At 70.4% G+C, this 15,957-nt stretch carries 13 protein-coding genes, 1 tRNA gene and 1 pseudogene; 11 read left to right on the forward strand and 4 right to left on the reverse strand.

Annotation, left to right across the window (positions count from 1 at the left end):
• The first annotated feature begins 320 nt into the window (after nt 1-320).
• Complete coding sequence (locus tag ABZ622_RS12590; RefSeq protein ID WP_360542324.1) at nt 321-3,080, forward strand: penicillin acylase family protein; 2,760 nt, start codon at nt 321-323, stop codon at nt 3,078-3,080.
• A gap of 43 nt (nt 3,081-3,123) precedes the next feature.
• Here ABZ622_RS12590 and ABZ622_RS12595 read toward each other — a convergent pair whose 3' ends face one another.
• Nucleotides 3,124-3,705 carry a 5-formyltetrahydrofolate cyclo-ligase gene (locus tag ABZ622_RS12595; RefSeq protein WP_360542325.1) on the reverse strand — a complete coding sequence of 194 codons (582 nt, stop codon included), beginning with the start codon at nt 3,703-3,705 and terminating at the stop codon, nt 3,124-3,126.
• Between the two features lie 106 nt (nt 3,706-3,811).
• Between ABZ622_RS12595 and galU the strand changes: the two genes are divergently transcribed.
• The 7 genes and pseudogenes from galU to ABZ622_RS12630 all read left to right on the forward strand — a co-directional run bounded on the left by galU (nt 3,812) and on the right by ABZ622_RS12630 (nt 9,408).
• Nucleotides 3,812-4,714 carry a UTP--glucose-1-phosphate uridylyltransferase GalU gene (galU, locus tag ABZ622_RS12600; protein WP_124722841.1) on the forward strand — a complete coding sequence of 301 codons (903 nt, stop codon included), beginning with the start codon at nt 3,812-3,814 and terminating at the stop codon, nt 4,712-4,714.
• A 4-nt stretch (nt 4,715-4,718) separates the two neighbouring features.
• Nucleotides 4,719-6,029, forward strand: coding sequence for a gephyrin-like molybdotransferase Glp (glp, locus tag ABZ622_RS12605; RefSeq protein ID WP_360542326.1), 1,311 nt, complete (start codon nt 4,719-4,721; stop codon nt 6,027-6,029).
• Between the two features lie 148 nt (nt 6,030-6,177).
• A pseudogene (moaC, locus tag ABZ622_RS12610) lies at nt 6,178-6,654 on the forward strand (cyclic pyranopterin monophosphate synthase MoaC); the annotation flags it as partial.
• A 176-nt stretch (nt 6,655-6,830) separates the two neighbouring features.
• Nucleotides 6,831-7,331 (forward strand): MogA/MoaB family molybdenum cofactor biosynthesis protein, encoded by a 501-nt coding sequence (locus ABZ622_RS12615; RefSeq protein WP_360542616.1) that lies wholly within the window; start codon nt 6,831-6,833, stop codon nt 7,329-7,331.
• 17 nt (nt 7,332-7,348) lie between these two features.
• Nucleotides 7,349-7,960: a GNAT family protein gene (locus ABZ622_RS12620; RefSeq protein WP_360542327.1), complete on the forward strand. Its 612-nt coding sequence runs from the start codon at nt 7,349-7,351 to the stop codon at nt 7,958-7,960.
• Between the two features lie 158 nt (nt 7,961-8,118).
• Nucleotides 8,119-9,237 carry a gephyrin-like molybdotransferase receptor GlpR gene (glpR, locus tag ABZ622_RS12625; protein WP_360542328.1) on the forward strand — a complete coding sequence of 373 codons (1,119 nt, stop codon included), beginning with the start codon at nt 8,119-8,121 and terminating at the stop codon, nt 9,235-9,237.
• Between the two features lie 97 nt (nt 9,238-9,334).
• Nucleotides 9,335-9,408, forward strand: a tRNA-Ala gene (locus tag ABZ622_RS12630).
• Nucleotides 9,409-9,472: 64 nt separating this feature from the next.
• On the opposite strand, the gene ABZ622_RS12635 is transcribed toward ABZ622_RS12630, so the two are convergent.
• The 3 genes from ABZ622_RS12635 to ABZ622_RS12645 are packed head-to-tail and all read right to left on the reverse strand — an operon-like array spanning nt 9,473 to nt 12,232.
• On the reverse strand, nt 9,473-9,874 hold the full coding sequence (locus ABZ622_RS12635; RefSeq protein ID WP_360542329.1) for a hypothetical protein: 402 nt from the start codon (nt 9,872-9,874) through the stop codon (nt 9,473-9,475).
• A gap of 1 nt (nt 9,875) precedes the next feature.
• A complete protein-coding gene (locus tag ABZ622_RS12640) occupies nt 9,876-10,973 on the reverse strand; it encodes a hypothetical protein (RefSeq protein WP_360542330.1) in 1,098 nt (365 codons plus the stop codon).
• A complete protein-coding gene (locus tag ABZ622_RS12645; protein WP_360542331.1) occupies nt 10,970-12,232 on the reverse strand; it encodes a hypothetical protein in 1,263 nt (420 codons plus the stop codon). The genes ABZ622_RS12640 and ABZ622_RS12645 overlap by 4 nt, the downstream gene beginning before the upstream one ends.
• A 331-nt stretch (nt 12,233-12,563) precedes the next feature.
• Here ABZ622_RS12645 and ABZ622_RS12650 point away from each other — a divergent pair, with 331 nt between their 5' ends.
• The 3 genes from ABZ622_RS12650 to ABZ622_RS12660 all read left to right on the forward strand — a co-directional run bounded on the left by ABZ622_RS12650 (nt 12,564) and on the right by ABZ622_RS12660 (nt 15,932).
• Nucleotides 12,564-13,493: an MFS transporter gene (locus ABZ622_RS12650; RefSeq protein WP_360542332.1), complete on the forward strand. Its 930-nt coding sequence runs from the start codon at nt 12,564-12,566 to the stop codon at nt 13,491-13,493.
• A gap of 377 nt (nt 13,494-13,870) precedes the next feature.
• Nucleotides 13,871-14,656, forward strand: coding sequence for an SAM-dependent methyltransferase (locus ABZ622_RS12655; protein ID WP_360542333.1), 786 nt, complete (start codon nt 13,871-13,873; stop codon nt 14,654-14,656).
• Between the two features lie 115 nt (nt 14,657-14,771).
• Complete coding sequence (locus tag ABZ622_RS12660; protein ID WP_360542334.1) at nt 14,772-15,932, forward strand: serine hydrolase domain-containing protein; 1,161 nt, start codon at nt 14,772-14,774, stop codon at nt 15,930-15,932.
• Nucleotides 15,933-15,957 lie beyond the last annotated feature (25 nt).

Here is a 15,957-nt window from a genome sequence, read left to right on the forward strand (position 1 = left end):
TTTTGTGTTTTAAATTCCTTTGCCATTAAATCCACTCCATCCCAATCACGTATATAATGTCGCTATCGTCTCGCCCGGTGCGATCCGATCGGGCGGCCCGATCTGATCGCACCGTCCGATCAGATCGACCCTCGGCATCGGCCGTTGGCGGCCGGTACTTCGTTACCTTACCTAATCTTTAACGTTTTCTTGATGCCTTCGAGCATTCGTACGATCGCTACGCAATTCGAATCATCCCGATACCGCGTCAGAGCCGTCCCGGCGCTGCGCCTATGGTTGCTCCTGCACTCCCAGGACCACCTGCCCCTCGAAGGACAGCGATGCCCGCCAACACAACCGCCTCTTCCGGTTCCACCGGCACCACCGGTTCCGCCGGTGCGAAGACCGGCAGGAAGAAGGGGCGACGTGCCCGCCTGATCGTGATCGTTCTGGTGCTGGCGCTCGTCGCGGGTATCGGTTACGGGGCGTTCTGGTCCGTATCCACCGTGCGGGCCTCGTACCCGCAGACGACGGGGTCGACGAAGCTCGACGGCCTCGACGGGAACGTGGACGTCAAACGCGACAGTTACGGAATCCCGCAGCTGTACGCCGACACGGACGCCGACCTCTTCCGCGCCCAGGGCTTCGTCCAGGCGCAGGACCGCTTCTGGGAGATGGACGTCCGCCGCCACATGACGGCCGGCCGGCTCTCCGAGATGTTCGGCTCCGGGCAGGTCGAGACGGATTCCTTCCTGCGCACGCTGGGCTGGCGCAAGGTCGCGCAGGAGGAGTACGACAACGTCCTGTCCGAGGAGACCAAGAAGAACCTCCAGGCGTACGCGGACGGCGTGAACGCCTACCTCAAGGGGCGTGACGGCAAGGACATCTCCGTCGAGTACGCGGCCCTCGGCTTCACCAACGACTACCGGCCGACCGAGTGGACCCCGGTCGACTCGGTCGCCTGGCTCAAGGCCATGGCCTGGGACCTGCGCGGCAACATGCAGGACGAGATCGACCGTTCGCTGATGGCCAGCAGGCTCGACGCGAAGCAGATCGAGGACCTCTACCCGCCGTACCCGTACGAGAAGCACCGCCCGATCGTCGACCAGGGCGCGGTCTCCCCGGTCACCGGGAAGTACGACCCGGACGCGACCCCGTCCGACAACATCGGCTCGGACACCGCGCAGGGCGCCACCGAGGGCCTGAACACCCAGCTCTCCTCGCTCTCCGACACCCTCGACCAGATCCCGGCGCTGCTCGGCCCGAACGGCAACGGCATCGGGTCCAACTCCTGGGTGGTCTCCGGCGACTACACGACGACCGGCAAGCCGCTGCTCGCCAACGACCCGCACCTGGCGCCGCAGCTGCCCTCGCTCTGGTACCAGATGGGCCTGCACTGCCGCGAGATCAGCGCTAAGTGCCAGTACGACACCGCGGGCTACACCTTCTCCGGCATGCCCGGCGTGATCATCGGTCACAACCAGGACATCGCCTGGGGCTTCACCAACCTCGGCGCCGACGTCACCGACCTCTTCCTGGAGAAGGTCTCCGGCGACGGCTACCTGTACGACGGCAAGGTCAAGCCCTTCACCGTCCGCGACGAGGTCATCAAGGTGGCGGGCGGCAAGGACCGGACGATCACCGTCCGCGAGACCAACAACGGCCCGCTGGTCTCCGACCGCAGCAGCGAGATGGAGAAGGTCGGCCAGAAGGCCCCCGTCACCAACGCGGCCCCGGACCGGGCCGACGGCTACGCGGTCGCCCTGAAGTGGACCGCGCTGGAGCCGGGCAAGTCCATGGACGCCGTCTTCGAGCTGAACCGGGCCAAGGACTTCAAGACCTTCCGGGCGGCGGCCGAGCACTTCGAGGTCCCCTCGCAGAACCTGATCTACGCCGACACCGAGGGACACATCGGCTACCAGGCGCCCGGGAAGATCCCGGTCCGCCTCAAGGGCGACGGCACGATGCCCAGCCCCGGCTGGTCCTCGAAGTACGGCTGGGAGAAGGACCCGATCCCGTTCGACGAGCTGCCCTACGAGTACGACCCGAAGCGCGGCTACATCGTCACCGCCAACCAGGCCGTCATCGACGAGAAGAAGTACCCGCACCTGCTGACCAAGGACTGGGGCTACGGCAGCCGCAGCCAGCGGATCGACGACCTCATCCAGTCGAAGATCAAGGGCGGCGGGAAGATCTCGACCGAAGACATGCAGAAGATGCAGATGGACAACACCAGCGAGATCGCCGCGCTGCTGGTGCCCGAGCTGATGAAGATCAACATCTCGGACAAGAGCGTCCGCGAGGCGCAGAAGCTCCTGGAGGGCTGGGACTACACCCAGGAGTCCGACTCGGCCGCGGCCGCGTACTTCAACGCGGTCTGGCGCAACATCCTCAAGCTGGCCTTCGGTAACAAGCTGCCCAAGGAGCTGCGGGTCGAGGGCGAGTGCCTCAACGTGCCCAGGGCCGGCGGTTCGGGTCCGGTGGACGAGCAGCACAGGCTGGTGCGCGAGTGCGGCCAGCGCGCCGCGGACTCCGCCCAGCCCGACGGCGGTGACCGCTGGTACCAGGTGGTCGCCGATCTGATGGACGACCAGAACAGCGACTGGTGGAAGGCGCCGAAGAGCGGCCGGGACGACGCGACGGACAACCGCGACCAGCTCTTCGCCCGCGCCATGGAGGACGCCCGCTGGGAGCTGACCGCCAAGCTCGGCAAGGACATCAGCACCTGGAGCTGGGGCCGGCTGCACCAGCTGACCCTGAAGAACCAGACCCTGGGCACCGAAGGTCCCGGCCTGCTCCAGCGGGCGCTCAACCGGGGCCCGTGGAACCTGGGCGGCGGCGAGGCCGCGGTGAACGCCACCGGCTGGAACGCGGCGGGCGGCTACGAGGTCGTCTGGGTTCCGTCGATGCGGATGGTGGTCAACGTGGGGGACTGGGACAAGTCCCGCTGGATCAACCTCACCGGCGCCTCCGGGCACGCGTTCAGCGCGCACTACACCGACCAGACCGACAAGTGGGTCAACGGTGAACTGCTCGACTGGTCCTTCGGCACCAACGCCGTCGGCAAGTCGACCACCGACACCCTGACCCTCAAGCCCTGAGGGCGAGAGCCGCCGGACGGCCCTAGGGTCTGTCGGGCAGACCCTAGCGGCTCGTCCGGCGGCTCGCCGCCGGTGTCACCACCACATCGACGGGGTGGTCGTGCGGTTCCTCCGGGACCTGCGCGACCACCTCGTCGTCGTACAGCAGGACGATCAGCGCCGGATGCGCGCCCGCCGCCGCGAGCCGTGCCAGCACCCGGTCGTAGCTGCCGCCGCCGCGGCCGAGCCGCATGCCCCGCGCGTCCACCGCGAGCCCCGGCAGCAGGACCGCGTCGGCCTCCAGCACGGCTTCGCGGCCCAGCGGCTCCGCGTCCGGCTCCAGCAGTCCCCGGCCGGCCCGGACGAGGTGCCCGGCCCCTTCGTACGGAGCCCAGTCCAGATCGTTGTCCGCGAGGAGCACCGGCAGCAGCACCCGCACCCCCCGGGCGCGCAGCGCGTCGAGCAGCGCGCGGGTACCGGGCTCGGTGCCCACCGAGACGTACGCGGCGACGGTACGGGCCCCGGACAGTTCCGGGAGATCCGATGCGCGCCGGGACAGAACCACTGCGGCGTTTTCTACGTCTTCCCTGGTCAGAAGGCGCCGTGCGGCCAGCAGTTCACGTCTGAGCAGCGCCTTTCGGGACATCTCCGTGCTCAAGGGGCACCCCCGGATCTCTCATATGTGCGTATAGGCCTACAAAGTTAACCGGAGCCTCATCTTCCTCACATACGCACCGGTTATGGTTCTGCGCATGACTCAGTCGCACCCCAGGATCAGCAAGGCTGTCATTCCGGCCGCGGGACTCGGTACCCGCTTCCTGCCGGCCACCAAAGCCACTCCCAAGGAGATGCTGCCTGTGGTCGACAAGCCCGCGATCCAGTACGTCGTCGAGGAAGCGGTGACCGCCGGTCTCTCCGACGTGCTGATGATCACGGGACGCAACAAGCGTCCGCTGGAGGACCACTTCGACCGCAATTACGAGCTGGAGTCCGCGCTCACCCGCAAGGGAGACGCCGAACGGCTCAAGAAGGTCCAGGAGTCGAGCGACCTGGCCACCATGCACTACGTCCGCCAGGGCGACCCGCGCGGCCTCGGCCACGCCGTGCTGTGCGCCGCACCGCACGTGGGGGACCAGCCGTTCGCGGTGCTCCTCGGCGACGACCTGATCGATCCGCGCGACCCGCTGCTGGCCCGCATGGTCGAGATCCAGGAGCGCGAGGGCGGCAGCGTCATCGCGCTGATGGAGGTCGCGCCGGAGCAGATCCACCAGTACGGCTGCGCCGCCGTCGAGCCCACCGCCGAGGGCGACGTGGTGCGCATCACCGGCCTCGTCGAGAAGCCCGACGCGGCCGAGGCGCCCAGCAACCTCGCCATCATCGGCCGTTACGTCCTGGACCCCGCCGTCTTCGGGATACTGCGCAGGACCGAGCCCGGCCGCGGCGGCGAGATCCAGCTCACCGACGCCCTCCAGCTCCTCGCCGAGGACGAGAAGGCGGGCGGCCCGGTGCACGGCGTCGTCTTCAAGGGCCGCCGCTATGACACCGGTGACCGTAGCGATTACCTCCGTGCCATTGTCAGACTCGCGTGCGAACGTGAAGACCTGGGCCCGGACTTCAAGACCTGGCTCCGCAGTTACGTCACTGAGGAGATGTAGCACCTTGAGCAGCACGATCTGGTCGGTGGATGAGCACCTGGACGACATTCTCGGCGCGGTGCGACCGCTCGAACCCATCGAGCTGCAACTGCACGACGCCCAGGGCTGCGTCCTGGTCGAGGACGTCATGGTGGAGATCGCCCTGCCGCCCTTCGACAACAGCTCGATGGACGGCTACGCGGTCCGGGTCGCCGATGTCGAGGGCGCCGACGAGGAGTTCCCCGCGGTGCTCACCGTCGTCGGTGACGTCGCGGCGGGCAGCGACGGACTGGCCGGCGACCGGAGCCTCGGCCCCGGCGAGGCCGCCCGGATCATGACCGGTGCCCCGCTGCCGGCCGGTGCCGAGGCCGTGGTCCCGGTCGAGTGGACCGACGGCGGTACGGGCGGCGGCCCCGCCGACACCATGCGCTCCCTGCGGGAGGACCCGGAAGGGGCGGGCGGCGAGGTCCGGGTGCACCGCCCGGTCGAGGCCCGCGCCCATGTCAGGGCCCGCGGCAGCGACGTGAGGCCGGGCGATCTGGCGCTGAGCGCCGGATCGGTGATCGGCCCGCCGCAGATCGGCCTGCTCGCCGCGATCGGCCGCTCGACGGTGAAGGTGCGGCCCCGGCCGCGCGTCGTCGTCATCTCCACCGGCAGCGAGCTGGTCCAGCCCGGCGAGGAGCTGACCGGCGGCCGGATCTACGACTCGAACAGCTTCGCGCTCACGGCCGCGGCCAAGGACGCCGGAGCGATCGCCTACCGGGTCGGCGCCGTCACCGACGACGCCGACACGCTCCGCGCCACCATCGAGGACCAGCTGATCCGGGCCGACATCGTCGTCACCACCGGAGGCGTCAGCGTCGGCGCGTACGACGTCGTCAAGGAGGCCCTGTCCTCGGTGGGCGACGAGGACGAGCCGGGCAGCGGCATCGACTTCCGCAAGCTCGCCATGCAGCCGGGCAAGCCGCAGGGCTTCGGCTCGATCGGCCCGGACCACACCCCGCTGCTGGCGCTGCCGGGCAACCCCGTTTCGTCGTACATCTCCTTCGAGCTGTTCGTACGGCCCGCGATCCGTGCCCTGATGGGCCTCAAGGACGTGAACCGCCCCACCGTCCGGGCCACGCTCGAAGCGGACAAGGCACTCTCGTCGCCGTCCGGCAGGCGCCAGTTCCTGCGCGGTACGTACGACGCGGAGGCCGGCACGGTCACCCCGGTCGGCGGTTCCGGTTCGCATCTGATCGCGGCCCTCGCCCAGTCGGACGCGCTCATCGTGCTGCCCGAGGACGTCACCTCCGCCGAGCCCGGCACGGACACCGAGGTGATCCTGCTCCGCTGATCCCGGGGCGGTGGCGGTACGGTGTCTGGCGCTGTGCCTTCCCGGGGACATCCCCGGGCCCCCGGCCCGCACCCCGGTGCGGGCCCAGGGCCTGTCCGGCGGACAGGCCCTGGCGGGCAACCGGCGCCCTACCGCGAGGCGGAGTTAGTTGAGTACGCAGAACAGGCTGACGCACATCGACGAGGCGGGCGCGGCCCGCATGGTCGACGTCTCGGAGAAGGACGTCACCGCGCGGGTGGCCCGCGCGAGCGGCCGGGTCCTCGTCTCGCCGCGCGTCGTCGAGCTGCTGCGCGGCGAGGGCGTCCCCAAGGGCGACGCCCTCGCGACCGCCCGGATCGCCGGGATCATGGGAGCCAAGCGCACCCCCGACCTGATCCCGCTCTGCCACCCGCTGGCCGTCTCCGGTGTCACGGTCGACCTGGGTGTCGCCGACGACGCGGTGGAGATCACGGCCACCGTGAAGACCACGGACCGCACCGGCGTCGAGATGGAGGCCCTGACCGCCGTATCCGTCGCCGCGCTCACCGTGATCGACATGATCAAGGCGGTCGACAAGTCGGCGGTCATCACAGACGTACGGGTCGAGTCGAAGTCCGGCGGCAAGTCCGGCGACTACCGGCGTACCGAGGACCTCCGGCGTACCGAGGATCCCCGGCGCACTGAGGACTACCGGCGTACCGAGGACCTTCGGCGCACCGAGGACTTCCGGCGCGCCGAGGCGGACGGAGCGGGCGCGTGACGGCGCCCGGGACGGGGCAGCCGGGCGATGCCCGGCCGTCCGAGCCCCCGCCCGGCGGCGCGTTGACCGCCCCCTACGCCGCCCTCGTCGTCACCGCCTCCAACCGCGCCTCGGCCGGCGTCTACGCCGACAGGGGCGGCCCCCTGATCTCCGAGGCGCTCACGCAGCTCGGTTTCGCCGTCGACGGACCGCAGGTCGTGCCCGACGGCGACCCGGTCGAACAGGCCCTGCGGGCAGGAGTGGCCGCGGGGTACGGCGTCATCGTCACGACCGGCGGTACGGGCATCTCGCCCACCGACCGAACCCCCGAGGCCACCCGCCGCGTCCTGGACCACGAGATCCCCGGAATTCCCGAGGCGATCCGTGCCGAGGGCCGCGAGAAGGTCCCCACCGCCGCGCTCTCCAGGGGCCTGGCGGGCGTCGCGGGCGGCACCCTCATCGTGAACCTGCCGGGCTCCACCGGCGGGGTGCGCGACGGACTCGCCGTCCTCACCCGTCTCCTGGTGCACGCCGTCGACCAGTTGCGCGGCGGCGATCACCCCCGACCGGGGAGCCCGAGCTGAACGTCCCGACCTGGCCGGTGGTCCTCAGCGACGGCGCGATCGTGCTCCGCCCGATCAAACTGCGCGACCAGCGCATGTGGCGCGAGGTCAACCGGCGCAACCGTGACTGGCTGCGCCCCTGGGAGGCGACGGTGCCGCCGCCCGCCCCGGGCGGACCGGTGGCCCAGCGCCCCACGTACCGTCAGATGATCCGCCACCTGCGCGCCGAGGCCAACGCGGGCCGGATGCTGCCGTTCGCCATCGAGTACGAGGGCCGGCTGGTCGGTCAGCTGACGGTCGCCGGGATCACCTGGGGCTCGATGTGCTCGGGCCATGTCGGCTACTGGGTCGACCAGGCGGTGGCCGGCCGGGGCGTGATGCCGACCGCGGTCGCCCTCGCCGTCGACCACTGCTTCCGCACGGTCGGACTGCACCGGATCGAGGTGTGCATTCGGCCGGAGAACGGGCCCAGCAGAAGGGTCGTGGAGAAACTGGGATTCCGCGAGGAGGGCCTGCGCCCGCGCTATCTCCACATCGACGGTGCCTGGCGGGATCACCTCATCTACGCGCTCACCGCGGAGGAAGTGCCCGACGGGATGCTACGGCGCTGGCACCGGACGCGACCTGGAACGCCACGGGAAATAAAATAAGTGTTCGATATTGATCGGCGGTTGACCGATGGCGAACGCACAAACACCCATGGTTGATCCGAACAATCGCAAAAAAAGTCCGTGATATCAGCCGGAACGTGCGACACACCGGGCCAATTGGCGGATGCCCCCGCGCAAACCCCTCTACGGTGTGAGACGTGAGCAGCAGCGGCCTCATCTACGCAGTCATCGTCGGGGCCTGGGCCGCCTACTTGGTGCCGATGTGGCTCCGCAGGCAGGACGAGCTCAACGAAGCCCGTCCGACGGAACGCTTCAGCACCGCCATCCGGCTGCTGTCCGGACGGGCGGCGATGGAGCGCCGGTACGCCAAGGAGCTGCGGGAGCGCACCGCCGAGGAGGCGGAGCCCGACGCCGACCCGGACGTCGCCACGGACCGAATGGTCTCCGTGGACGTCCGGGCCTTCGCCGCGCCCGAGGTGCAGACTGAAGCCCGGGCGCACGACCCGGCGCGCGCCGCCGAGGAGCGCCTCGAACCGGCACCGGCCCCCGCCCGACGAGCCCGTCCGCGCCCCAGCGGAACGGACGCCGAGCGCGTCCGGCGCGCGCAGCGCCTCCAAGTCCTCGCGCGCCGACGGCGCACCACCGTGATCCTCTTCCTGGCCTTCACCCTCGGCGCGGTCGTCGCGGCGGTCGGTGGCCTGCACTTCCTCTGGGCACCCGCGGTTCCGGCCGTTCTGCTGAGCACGTACATCGTGCATCTGCGGGCCCAGGAGCGGCGCCGGTTCGCCTTCACCATGGACCGCCGCCGGGCCGAGGTGGCGGCGCAGCACCTGCGCGAGAACCGCCCCCGCAGGCACCAGCCGGACGCGGCGGCCGCCGCCGAGCCCGACGAGGAGCCCGAAGCGCGCCGCCCCGAGCCGGAGCCCACGCCCGCAGTCTCCCCGCAGGAGGCCGGCCGCCGCGCCCTGGTCGAGCAGACGGACCACGCGGAATGGGTCGACCAGCAGCGCGAACGCGGCCGGACCCAGGGCGACAGCTGGGAGCCGGTCCCGGTCCCGCTGCCGACCTACGTCACCGCCCCGGTCGCCCCGCGCGCCACCGGCGGCGTCGAGGTCGGCAACCCGGAGACCTGGAGCGCGGCCCGCTCCAGCGCCGCCGAGCCCACCCAGACGGGCACCTCGCACCCCGCGGCACCCCCGGTCGACCCGGCGCCGCGCCAGCGCACCAACCATTCCCGCCGCACCCGAGACCGGGGCCGGACCCCGCTCTTCGACCAGTACGAGGACGGGGACCGCCCCCGGGCCGCCAATGAGTGAGCCCGCTCCGGACCCGCTGCACCGCCGCCACGGCTGACCAGCACGGACCGGATTTCCGAGCACCCCGTCGGGGGTGCTAGAGTTTCACTCGTTGCAAGGGCCTGTGGCGCAGTCTGGTAGCGCACCTCGTTCGCATCGAGGGGGTCTGGGGTTCAAATCCCCACAGGTCCACCGCACACACGAGATCCCGTCCGATCGAAAGATCGGGCGGGATCTTCGTCGTGTCAGGGGTCGTTCAATGTCTGTTCGGGGTGGTGGACTGCGGCGTATGGGGTCCGCGGGTTGGCCGGCGGATGCCGCCCCATGTCGAGTGGTGCGGGGGCGTGGGACCGGTCGCGATCCGGGGGGAGCCGGAATGGGCTCGAAGCCGGTACCCGAAGCCGGCACCCGAAGCCGGCACCCGAAGCCGGCACTCGAAGTCGGCGTCGGCGAGGCGACTGCCGCTGCGCTCGTAGAGCCAGGTCTCCAGGATGTCCTGGCTTCCGATGGTCACCGTGATCGCAATCAGGATCGTCCGGGCCACCTGGCCGGGTGCTCGGCGGCGCGTCGGGTTGCCGATGTCCATGCCGACGCCCTTGAAGTGACGGGCCGGCCGCCGGGCTCGGGGCCCGGTGGCCGGTGGGCGGTTGCTCGTCATGTCACGGCGTGACCGGGGCGGAACACCCGTGGCCCTTCGCCGAGCGCTCGGCGAAGGCCCGCAGTGCCGCACGTTCGTAAGCGAGGTCCGCGTCGCTTACGGGGTACTTGCGACGCTCGCCCCCATCGGCCGACGGCCGCAGGGTGAACAGGGCCTGGCCGTCGGGGCACGTGGCCGATGTCCAGCTCATCCGGCCACCGCGGTCGCGCTGATGCGCGGGTGTGTCGGAGTCCGGTGTGCCCTCGAAGGAATTCTCCGAGGCGAGGAACAACTGCTGTTGCGCGTAGGGGCCGAAGTCCGCTTCGAGTTCGTAGCGCGTCCTGTGGTCGGCGTCGGCGAGCAGGCACGTCTCGTGCGGGGCGCCCCCGCGGGCCGTCTCGGTGCCGATCGCCATGCCGTGTGCGGCGGGAATGCCGGAGCAGGTTCCCTCCGCCGTGCCGAGCGGCTCGTAATCGTCCTCGGTCACCGGCAGGTCGAGGCTGCTGACGGGCTTCCCGAGTTCGGCTCCGCAGTGCCGGGCCTTCGAGGCCCTGGACGCGATGGAGGTGGCGATCCTGGTGAACTGCGGCCTTTCGGCCGGGTCGTCCAGTGACGCGCCGCCATCTGTCGTGACGGATATGTACAAGCCCTTGGCACTGCTTGTCCCGGTGCACTTCAGGACCAGACTCGTGGTCGCGTCCTCGTACTCGGCGGCGCTGAAGAGATCCGCTGTTGCATTGCCTTTCGCTCTGGCTCCGAAGAGCCCTGTCCACCCGTGGCCGACCGGCACGGCGAACGCTCTCGGAGAGTCCGTGAAGAGGGATTCCGGACGCCTTCCGGTCTGTGGGGTGTCGAGGATGCGGATCTCGACGGCGCCGCCGTCGTAGACGTGCACCTCACAGCCCACCAGACCCGCGCCGCGTCTTTCGTTCTCGATCTCGACGGCTCCCGTTCCGAGGGCGCCGCGCACCACGTTCCGGTCGAGCAGGCCGTCGCAGGCTCCGTCGAGCGCCGATTCGTCGCTCCAGCGCTGGAAGTCGCCGTGCACCTGGAGATACCCGGCGACGGCGATGGCTGCTGCGAACAGGGCCACGACCGACCGCACGACGGTCCGTCTCACCGCCATCCCTCCACCTCTCCCAGGACCTTGGATTCATGACACCCCTGCTGCCGGGGCCAGCCGTCGGGGTCGGCGAGATAGCTGTCCATCAGTTTGCGGGCGTCCTTGGAGTACTTGGTCCGCTCCGCCTCGGTGAGCGTGTCCGCACCGAGGTCGTTGGTCTCCATGCGGACGGTGACCCGGTGGTACGTGCTGCCCGCGGCGCATTCCGACCCTGCCCACAGGGCGAGTTCGCGCAGGCCCGAGTCCGGGATGTCCCTGGTCCGTTTCCCGTGGCGGAAGCCGAAGCTGTCACCGGAGCGTTCGTACTGGGCGTCGGCCGACTCCCTGAGCGGCCCGGACCAGCTCGCCGCAGAGACCTCGACGACCGCACCGTCGGGTGGTGTCGGATCGGTGTCCAACGGGTCCTCGCGGTTCAGGACCGTGGCCGTGCAGACGCTCACCAGCCGCGAGTCCTGCAGATCACCGCCGGCGGTCCACCTGCCGGGGAATCCCGCTCGCCTGCCGACCCCACGGCACTTCTTGACACCCAGACCCGGCTCGTGGATCCCCACGACCTCGATGTTGCCGCCGTCCGCGTCCTGGGTGACATGGGCCTCGTAGGTGTCGAGGACCCGGGTGGGCGGCTTCAGCGGGGAGCCGCCGCACTTCTGCGCGGCGGTGATCCCGTTGGCGACGTGGACCGCGGTACGGAAGTCGTGGAGATACCCGGCCGGCTTCCCCTTGCCGGGAACGGGCAGATCGACATCGGCCGTGACGTACATTCCCGACGCCTCGCGGGCCCGCCCCGTCAGCCCGCCGGGGCACTCGGCGACGACCCATGGCCGCCCGCGATCGTCCACCCGGCCGGTGACTCCGGGCGCCTCGTACCCGTCGTTGTCGGCGCCGGGCAGGATGTCCTCGGCCCGCAACGTCATCGGCATCTCGGAGATGAGCGCGACGGCCTGCACCCGCACCGATCCGTGCCCCGGCCAGGCGACGGAGCAGTTCACCAGGGAGTGGCTGTCCTCACCGGGATCGAGCACGGTGCCGTACTGACTCACCTCGCCCGCGACGTCATCGGGTACGAGGCCCCGAAGCTCCTCGTACGGCAGCAGCCCAGCACAGGCATGCTTCAACTGCGCCCGGTTCGCCGCCGCATGACCATGCTCGTCCGGCCGGTCGTCACCCCCCGAGAAGAGCACCACCCCGGTGACGAGCAGCACGAGCGGCAGCCCTATGAACAACGGCTTGCGCAGTCTTGACGGCACTCGGTCCACGGAGCCCCCTCCCCATACCACTGGCGGATTCAGATCGTCGCCGGTGGATCGAACAATGGAACTTATCAGAGCCCGCGGCCCCAACGGCCGGGTGCTTCCAGGGCCCTGGAGGACGGCCGTGCACAGTCCTCTTCGGCTGCGGTGCAAGGTCCTCGACTGTGCGGAAGGAGACTTCATCGCCCGCCGCCAGGAGTCGGGACGGCGCGCCTTACAGCAGTCTCGCGGTGAAGTGGGAGATCCAGCTCGTTCCGGCGGCGGCCGGGAGGCGATCTTCGTCGTTCCGGGAGTGATGCCACTGGAGGGCGTTCCTGGAAGGGCGTTCCGATCGGCTGTGGCACTGCTGCCGCTGCTCGGCCGTCGGTCGGAGGGCATCGAGCGGCTCTACGGGTCCAGTGGCGGCTTCGGCAAGCTGCTCGGTACCAGCGCGGACCGGGCGTCCCGGGAGAACACCGAGCGCAGCTTCGAACTGCTCGCGCGCTTCGTGGCCCCCCGGTTCAACGGTTCGCCGAGGAGCCTCGACTCCTCACGGGACTGGGTGATGTCCCGCCGCGGTCCCGCTGCCCGGTCACGTCCTTCCGTAGGCCCGGATGAACATGCTGATGCCACGCTCGACGATCGCGTCGATCGCGGGATCGTCCAGGTCCACCCGGCCCAGCATCGAGGCCAGTTGGGCCTCGCCGATCGCCTTTGTCGGGCCCGGTTTGGCGACAGCGTCCTGAAGGCCGGCCTGATGCTGGCCCCGCAGGGTGTCGGCTACGTCATCGCGGTGGTCGTCGCGGGCCGGGCGACCGACCGGCTGAGTCCCGGGTCGCTCGCACTGGTGGGCGTGGTCCTCACACTGATCGGCACCGTCCCGTTCGTGATGCTGGACAGCGGTTCCGGCTGGCTGCTGCCGGCCGCCGCGATGACGGTGCGTGGCATCGGGGTGGGGGTGGTCACCCTGCCCAGCCTGGCCGCCGCCTACCGTTCACTGCCTCCGGCGGCGATGCCGCGTGCTTCGAGCGCGATGAACATCTTCCAGCGTCTCGGTGGCTCGATCGGCACCGCTGTCGTCGCGACCGTACTGCAGCAGGGCCTCACGGGCGGGCGACCGCACGGTGCTTCGGTCAATGACGCCTTTCGCCAGTCCTTCTGGTGGGCGGTCGCCTTCACCGCGGTGACTCTGGTCCCGGTCCTTCTGCTGCCCCGCAAGCCTCCCGCCCTCGCCCCTGCGCACCGGCCCCCGGTCGCCGGGCGCGAAGCGGCCTCCGCCGGCCGGTGACACCGACGACCGTCGCGGTTCGGCCTGTTCCCGGCGTGGGGAAGCCCTGCCTGGCCGGCGGACTGGCCGGCGGGCTGGCCGGCAGAGTCGGCTTGCTCGGTACGAGCCTTGAGGCAGTGCGGAGCAAGCCGCAGCGGTTCGCATTCCGTACCGCGGCTGCGCCGCCGCTCTGACGGGTGGTGCGGTGCTTCATGGCTGTCCTCTCCGGATCCGGCCGCTGTCGTTCCGCGGCCGGATCCGGAGATGGAGCGTGGATGTTGAAGTGCGCTTCGAGGCAAGGGGGTTCCGGTCGACGTTCCGTGGTGCGCGTCGCCTACGCTGAACGCGTTACCCGCTCGCGAATTCTTCCGAATTCTCCGCACCGAGAGGAGCGCCCAGTGACGGTCGACAAGCCCGGGCTCCGGATCGACACCAGCAGGCCCCACCCCGCCCGCGTCTACGACTGGCTCCTGGGCGGCAAGGACAACTATCCGGTCGATCAGCAGGTGGCGGAGAAGCTGCCCGCGGAGGCGCGGGGCAACGCGGCGCGGAACCGGGCCTTCATGCACCGGGCCGCCGCCTGGCTGGCGCGCAACGGGGTCGATCAGTTCCTCGACATCGGCACCGGCATCCCCACCGAGCCCAATCTGCACCAGGTGGTCCAGGACATCACCCCGTCCGCCCGGATCGTCTACGCGGACAACGACCCGATCGTCCTGCGGCACGCGGAGGCGCTGCTGATCAGCAGGCCGGAGGGGGCCACCGACTACATCCACGCGGATGTGCGCAATCCGGAGGCGATCGTCGAGCACGCCCGCGGGCTGCTGGACTTCGACCGGCCGGTCGCCCTGTCCCTGATCGCGCTGCTGCACTTCCTGCCGGACGACGAGGACCCGTACGCCATCACCCGCACCCTGGTCGACGCGTTGCCGGCGGGCAGCTTCCTGGTGCTCTCGCACGGCACGGCCGACCAGCACCCGGAGCTGAAGGCCGAGACCGAGGCCACGTACAAGAAGGGGGCGATCCCGCTGCGGATGCGTACCCGGAGCGAGGTGGAGCCCTTCTTCGAGGGGCTGGAGCTCGTCGGGCCCGGACTGGTCTTCGCCACTGAGTGGTACCGCGACGAGCCCGCGCCCGTGCAGGAGCGCAGCGGTTTCTACGTGGGTGTCGGCCGGGTGCGCTGAACCCGGGCCGACGAGTTCCGGGCCGATGAGTTCTGGGACGACGAGTTCCGGGCCGATGAGTTCCGGGCGGTGCGGCGGTCCTGCTTTCCGGGAGCATGAGCGGGAAGGTGGACCGATGACCAATCTGAACGATGTCCTGAACGAGTACGTCGGCGACGGGGCGGCACCCGGCGCGGTGGGGCTGGTGGCCCGGGGGGACCGGGTCGAGGTGGTGGCCGTCGGATCGGCCGATGCGCAGGGCACGGTCCCGATGGGCCGGGACTCGATCTTCCGCATCGCGTCGATGACCAAGCCCATCACCGCCGCCGCGGTCATGATGCTGGTCGAGGAGGGCCGGATCGCGCTGAACGAGCCGGTCCGGCAGTGGCTGCCGGAGCTGGCGGCACCCATGGTGGTCCGTACGCCGTCCGCCCCGGTCGACGACGTGGTTCCGGCCGACCGGGTCATCACGGTGGAGGACCTGCTCACCTTCCGGGCCGGGTACGGCTTCCCGTCGGACTTCTCGCTGCCCGCGGTCGGGCTGCTGTTCAGCGAGCTGAAGCAGGGGCCGCCGCAGCCGCAGACCGTTCCGGAGCCGGACGCCTGGATGGCCGCGCTGTCCCGTATCCCGCTGCTCCACCAGCCGGGCGAGGTCTGGCTGTACAACACCTGCTCCGACATCCTCGGGGTGCTGATCGCCCGGGTCGCGGACCGGTCGCTGGCCGAGTTCCTGGCGGAGCGGCTGTTCGAGCCGCTGGGGATGGCCGACACCGGATTCGTGGTGCCGGCGGAGAAGGCCGACCGGTTCGCCGGTTACTACCGGGCCGGTCCGGAGGGTGGTGGGCTCCAGCTGGTCGACGGTCCGGACGGGCAGTGGAGCCGTATGCCCGCGTTCCCGTCCGGCGCCGGTGGGCTGGTCTCGACCGCCGACGACTGGTACGCCTTCGCCCGGATGCTGCTCGCCGGGGGAGACGGGGGGAGCGGCGACGGGCGTCGGGTGCTGTCGGAGGAATCGGTGCGGCTGATGACCACCGACCATCTGACGCGGGCGCAGCGCGACAGCAGCACGCTGTTCCTGGAGGGGCAGGGCTGGGGCTTCGGAGGGTCGGTGGACGTCGAGGCCGTCGAGCCCTGGAACGTTCCCGGGCGCTACGGCTGGGTGGGCGGCACGGGCACGGCGGGGCACCTCACGCCCGCCACCGGCCTGGTCACCGTCCTGCTGACCCAGCTGGAGATGGCCGGACCGACCCCGCCCACCCTGATGCGGGAGTTCTGGCGGTACGCGGCCGATGCCTGACGTCCGGGCCGATGCCTGGCGGTAC

Origin of the sequence: Streptomyces sp. NPDC007164, from assembly GCF_040634135.1 — a bacterium.
Classification (GTDB): Bacteria; Actinomycetota; Actinomycetes; order Streptomycetales; family Streptomycetaceae; genus Streptomyces; species Streptomyces sanglieri.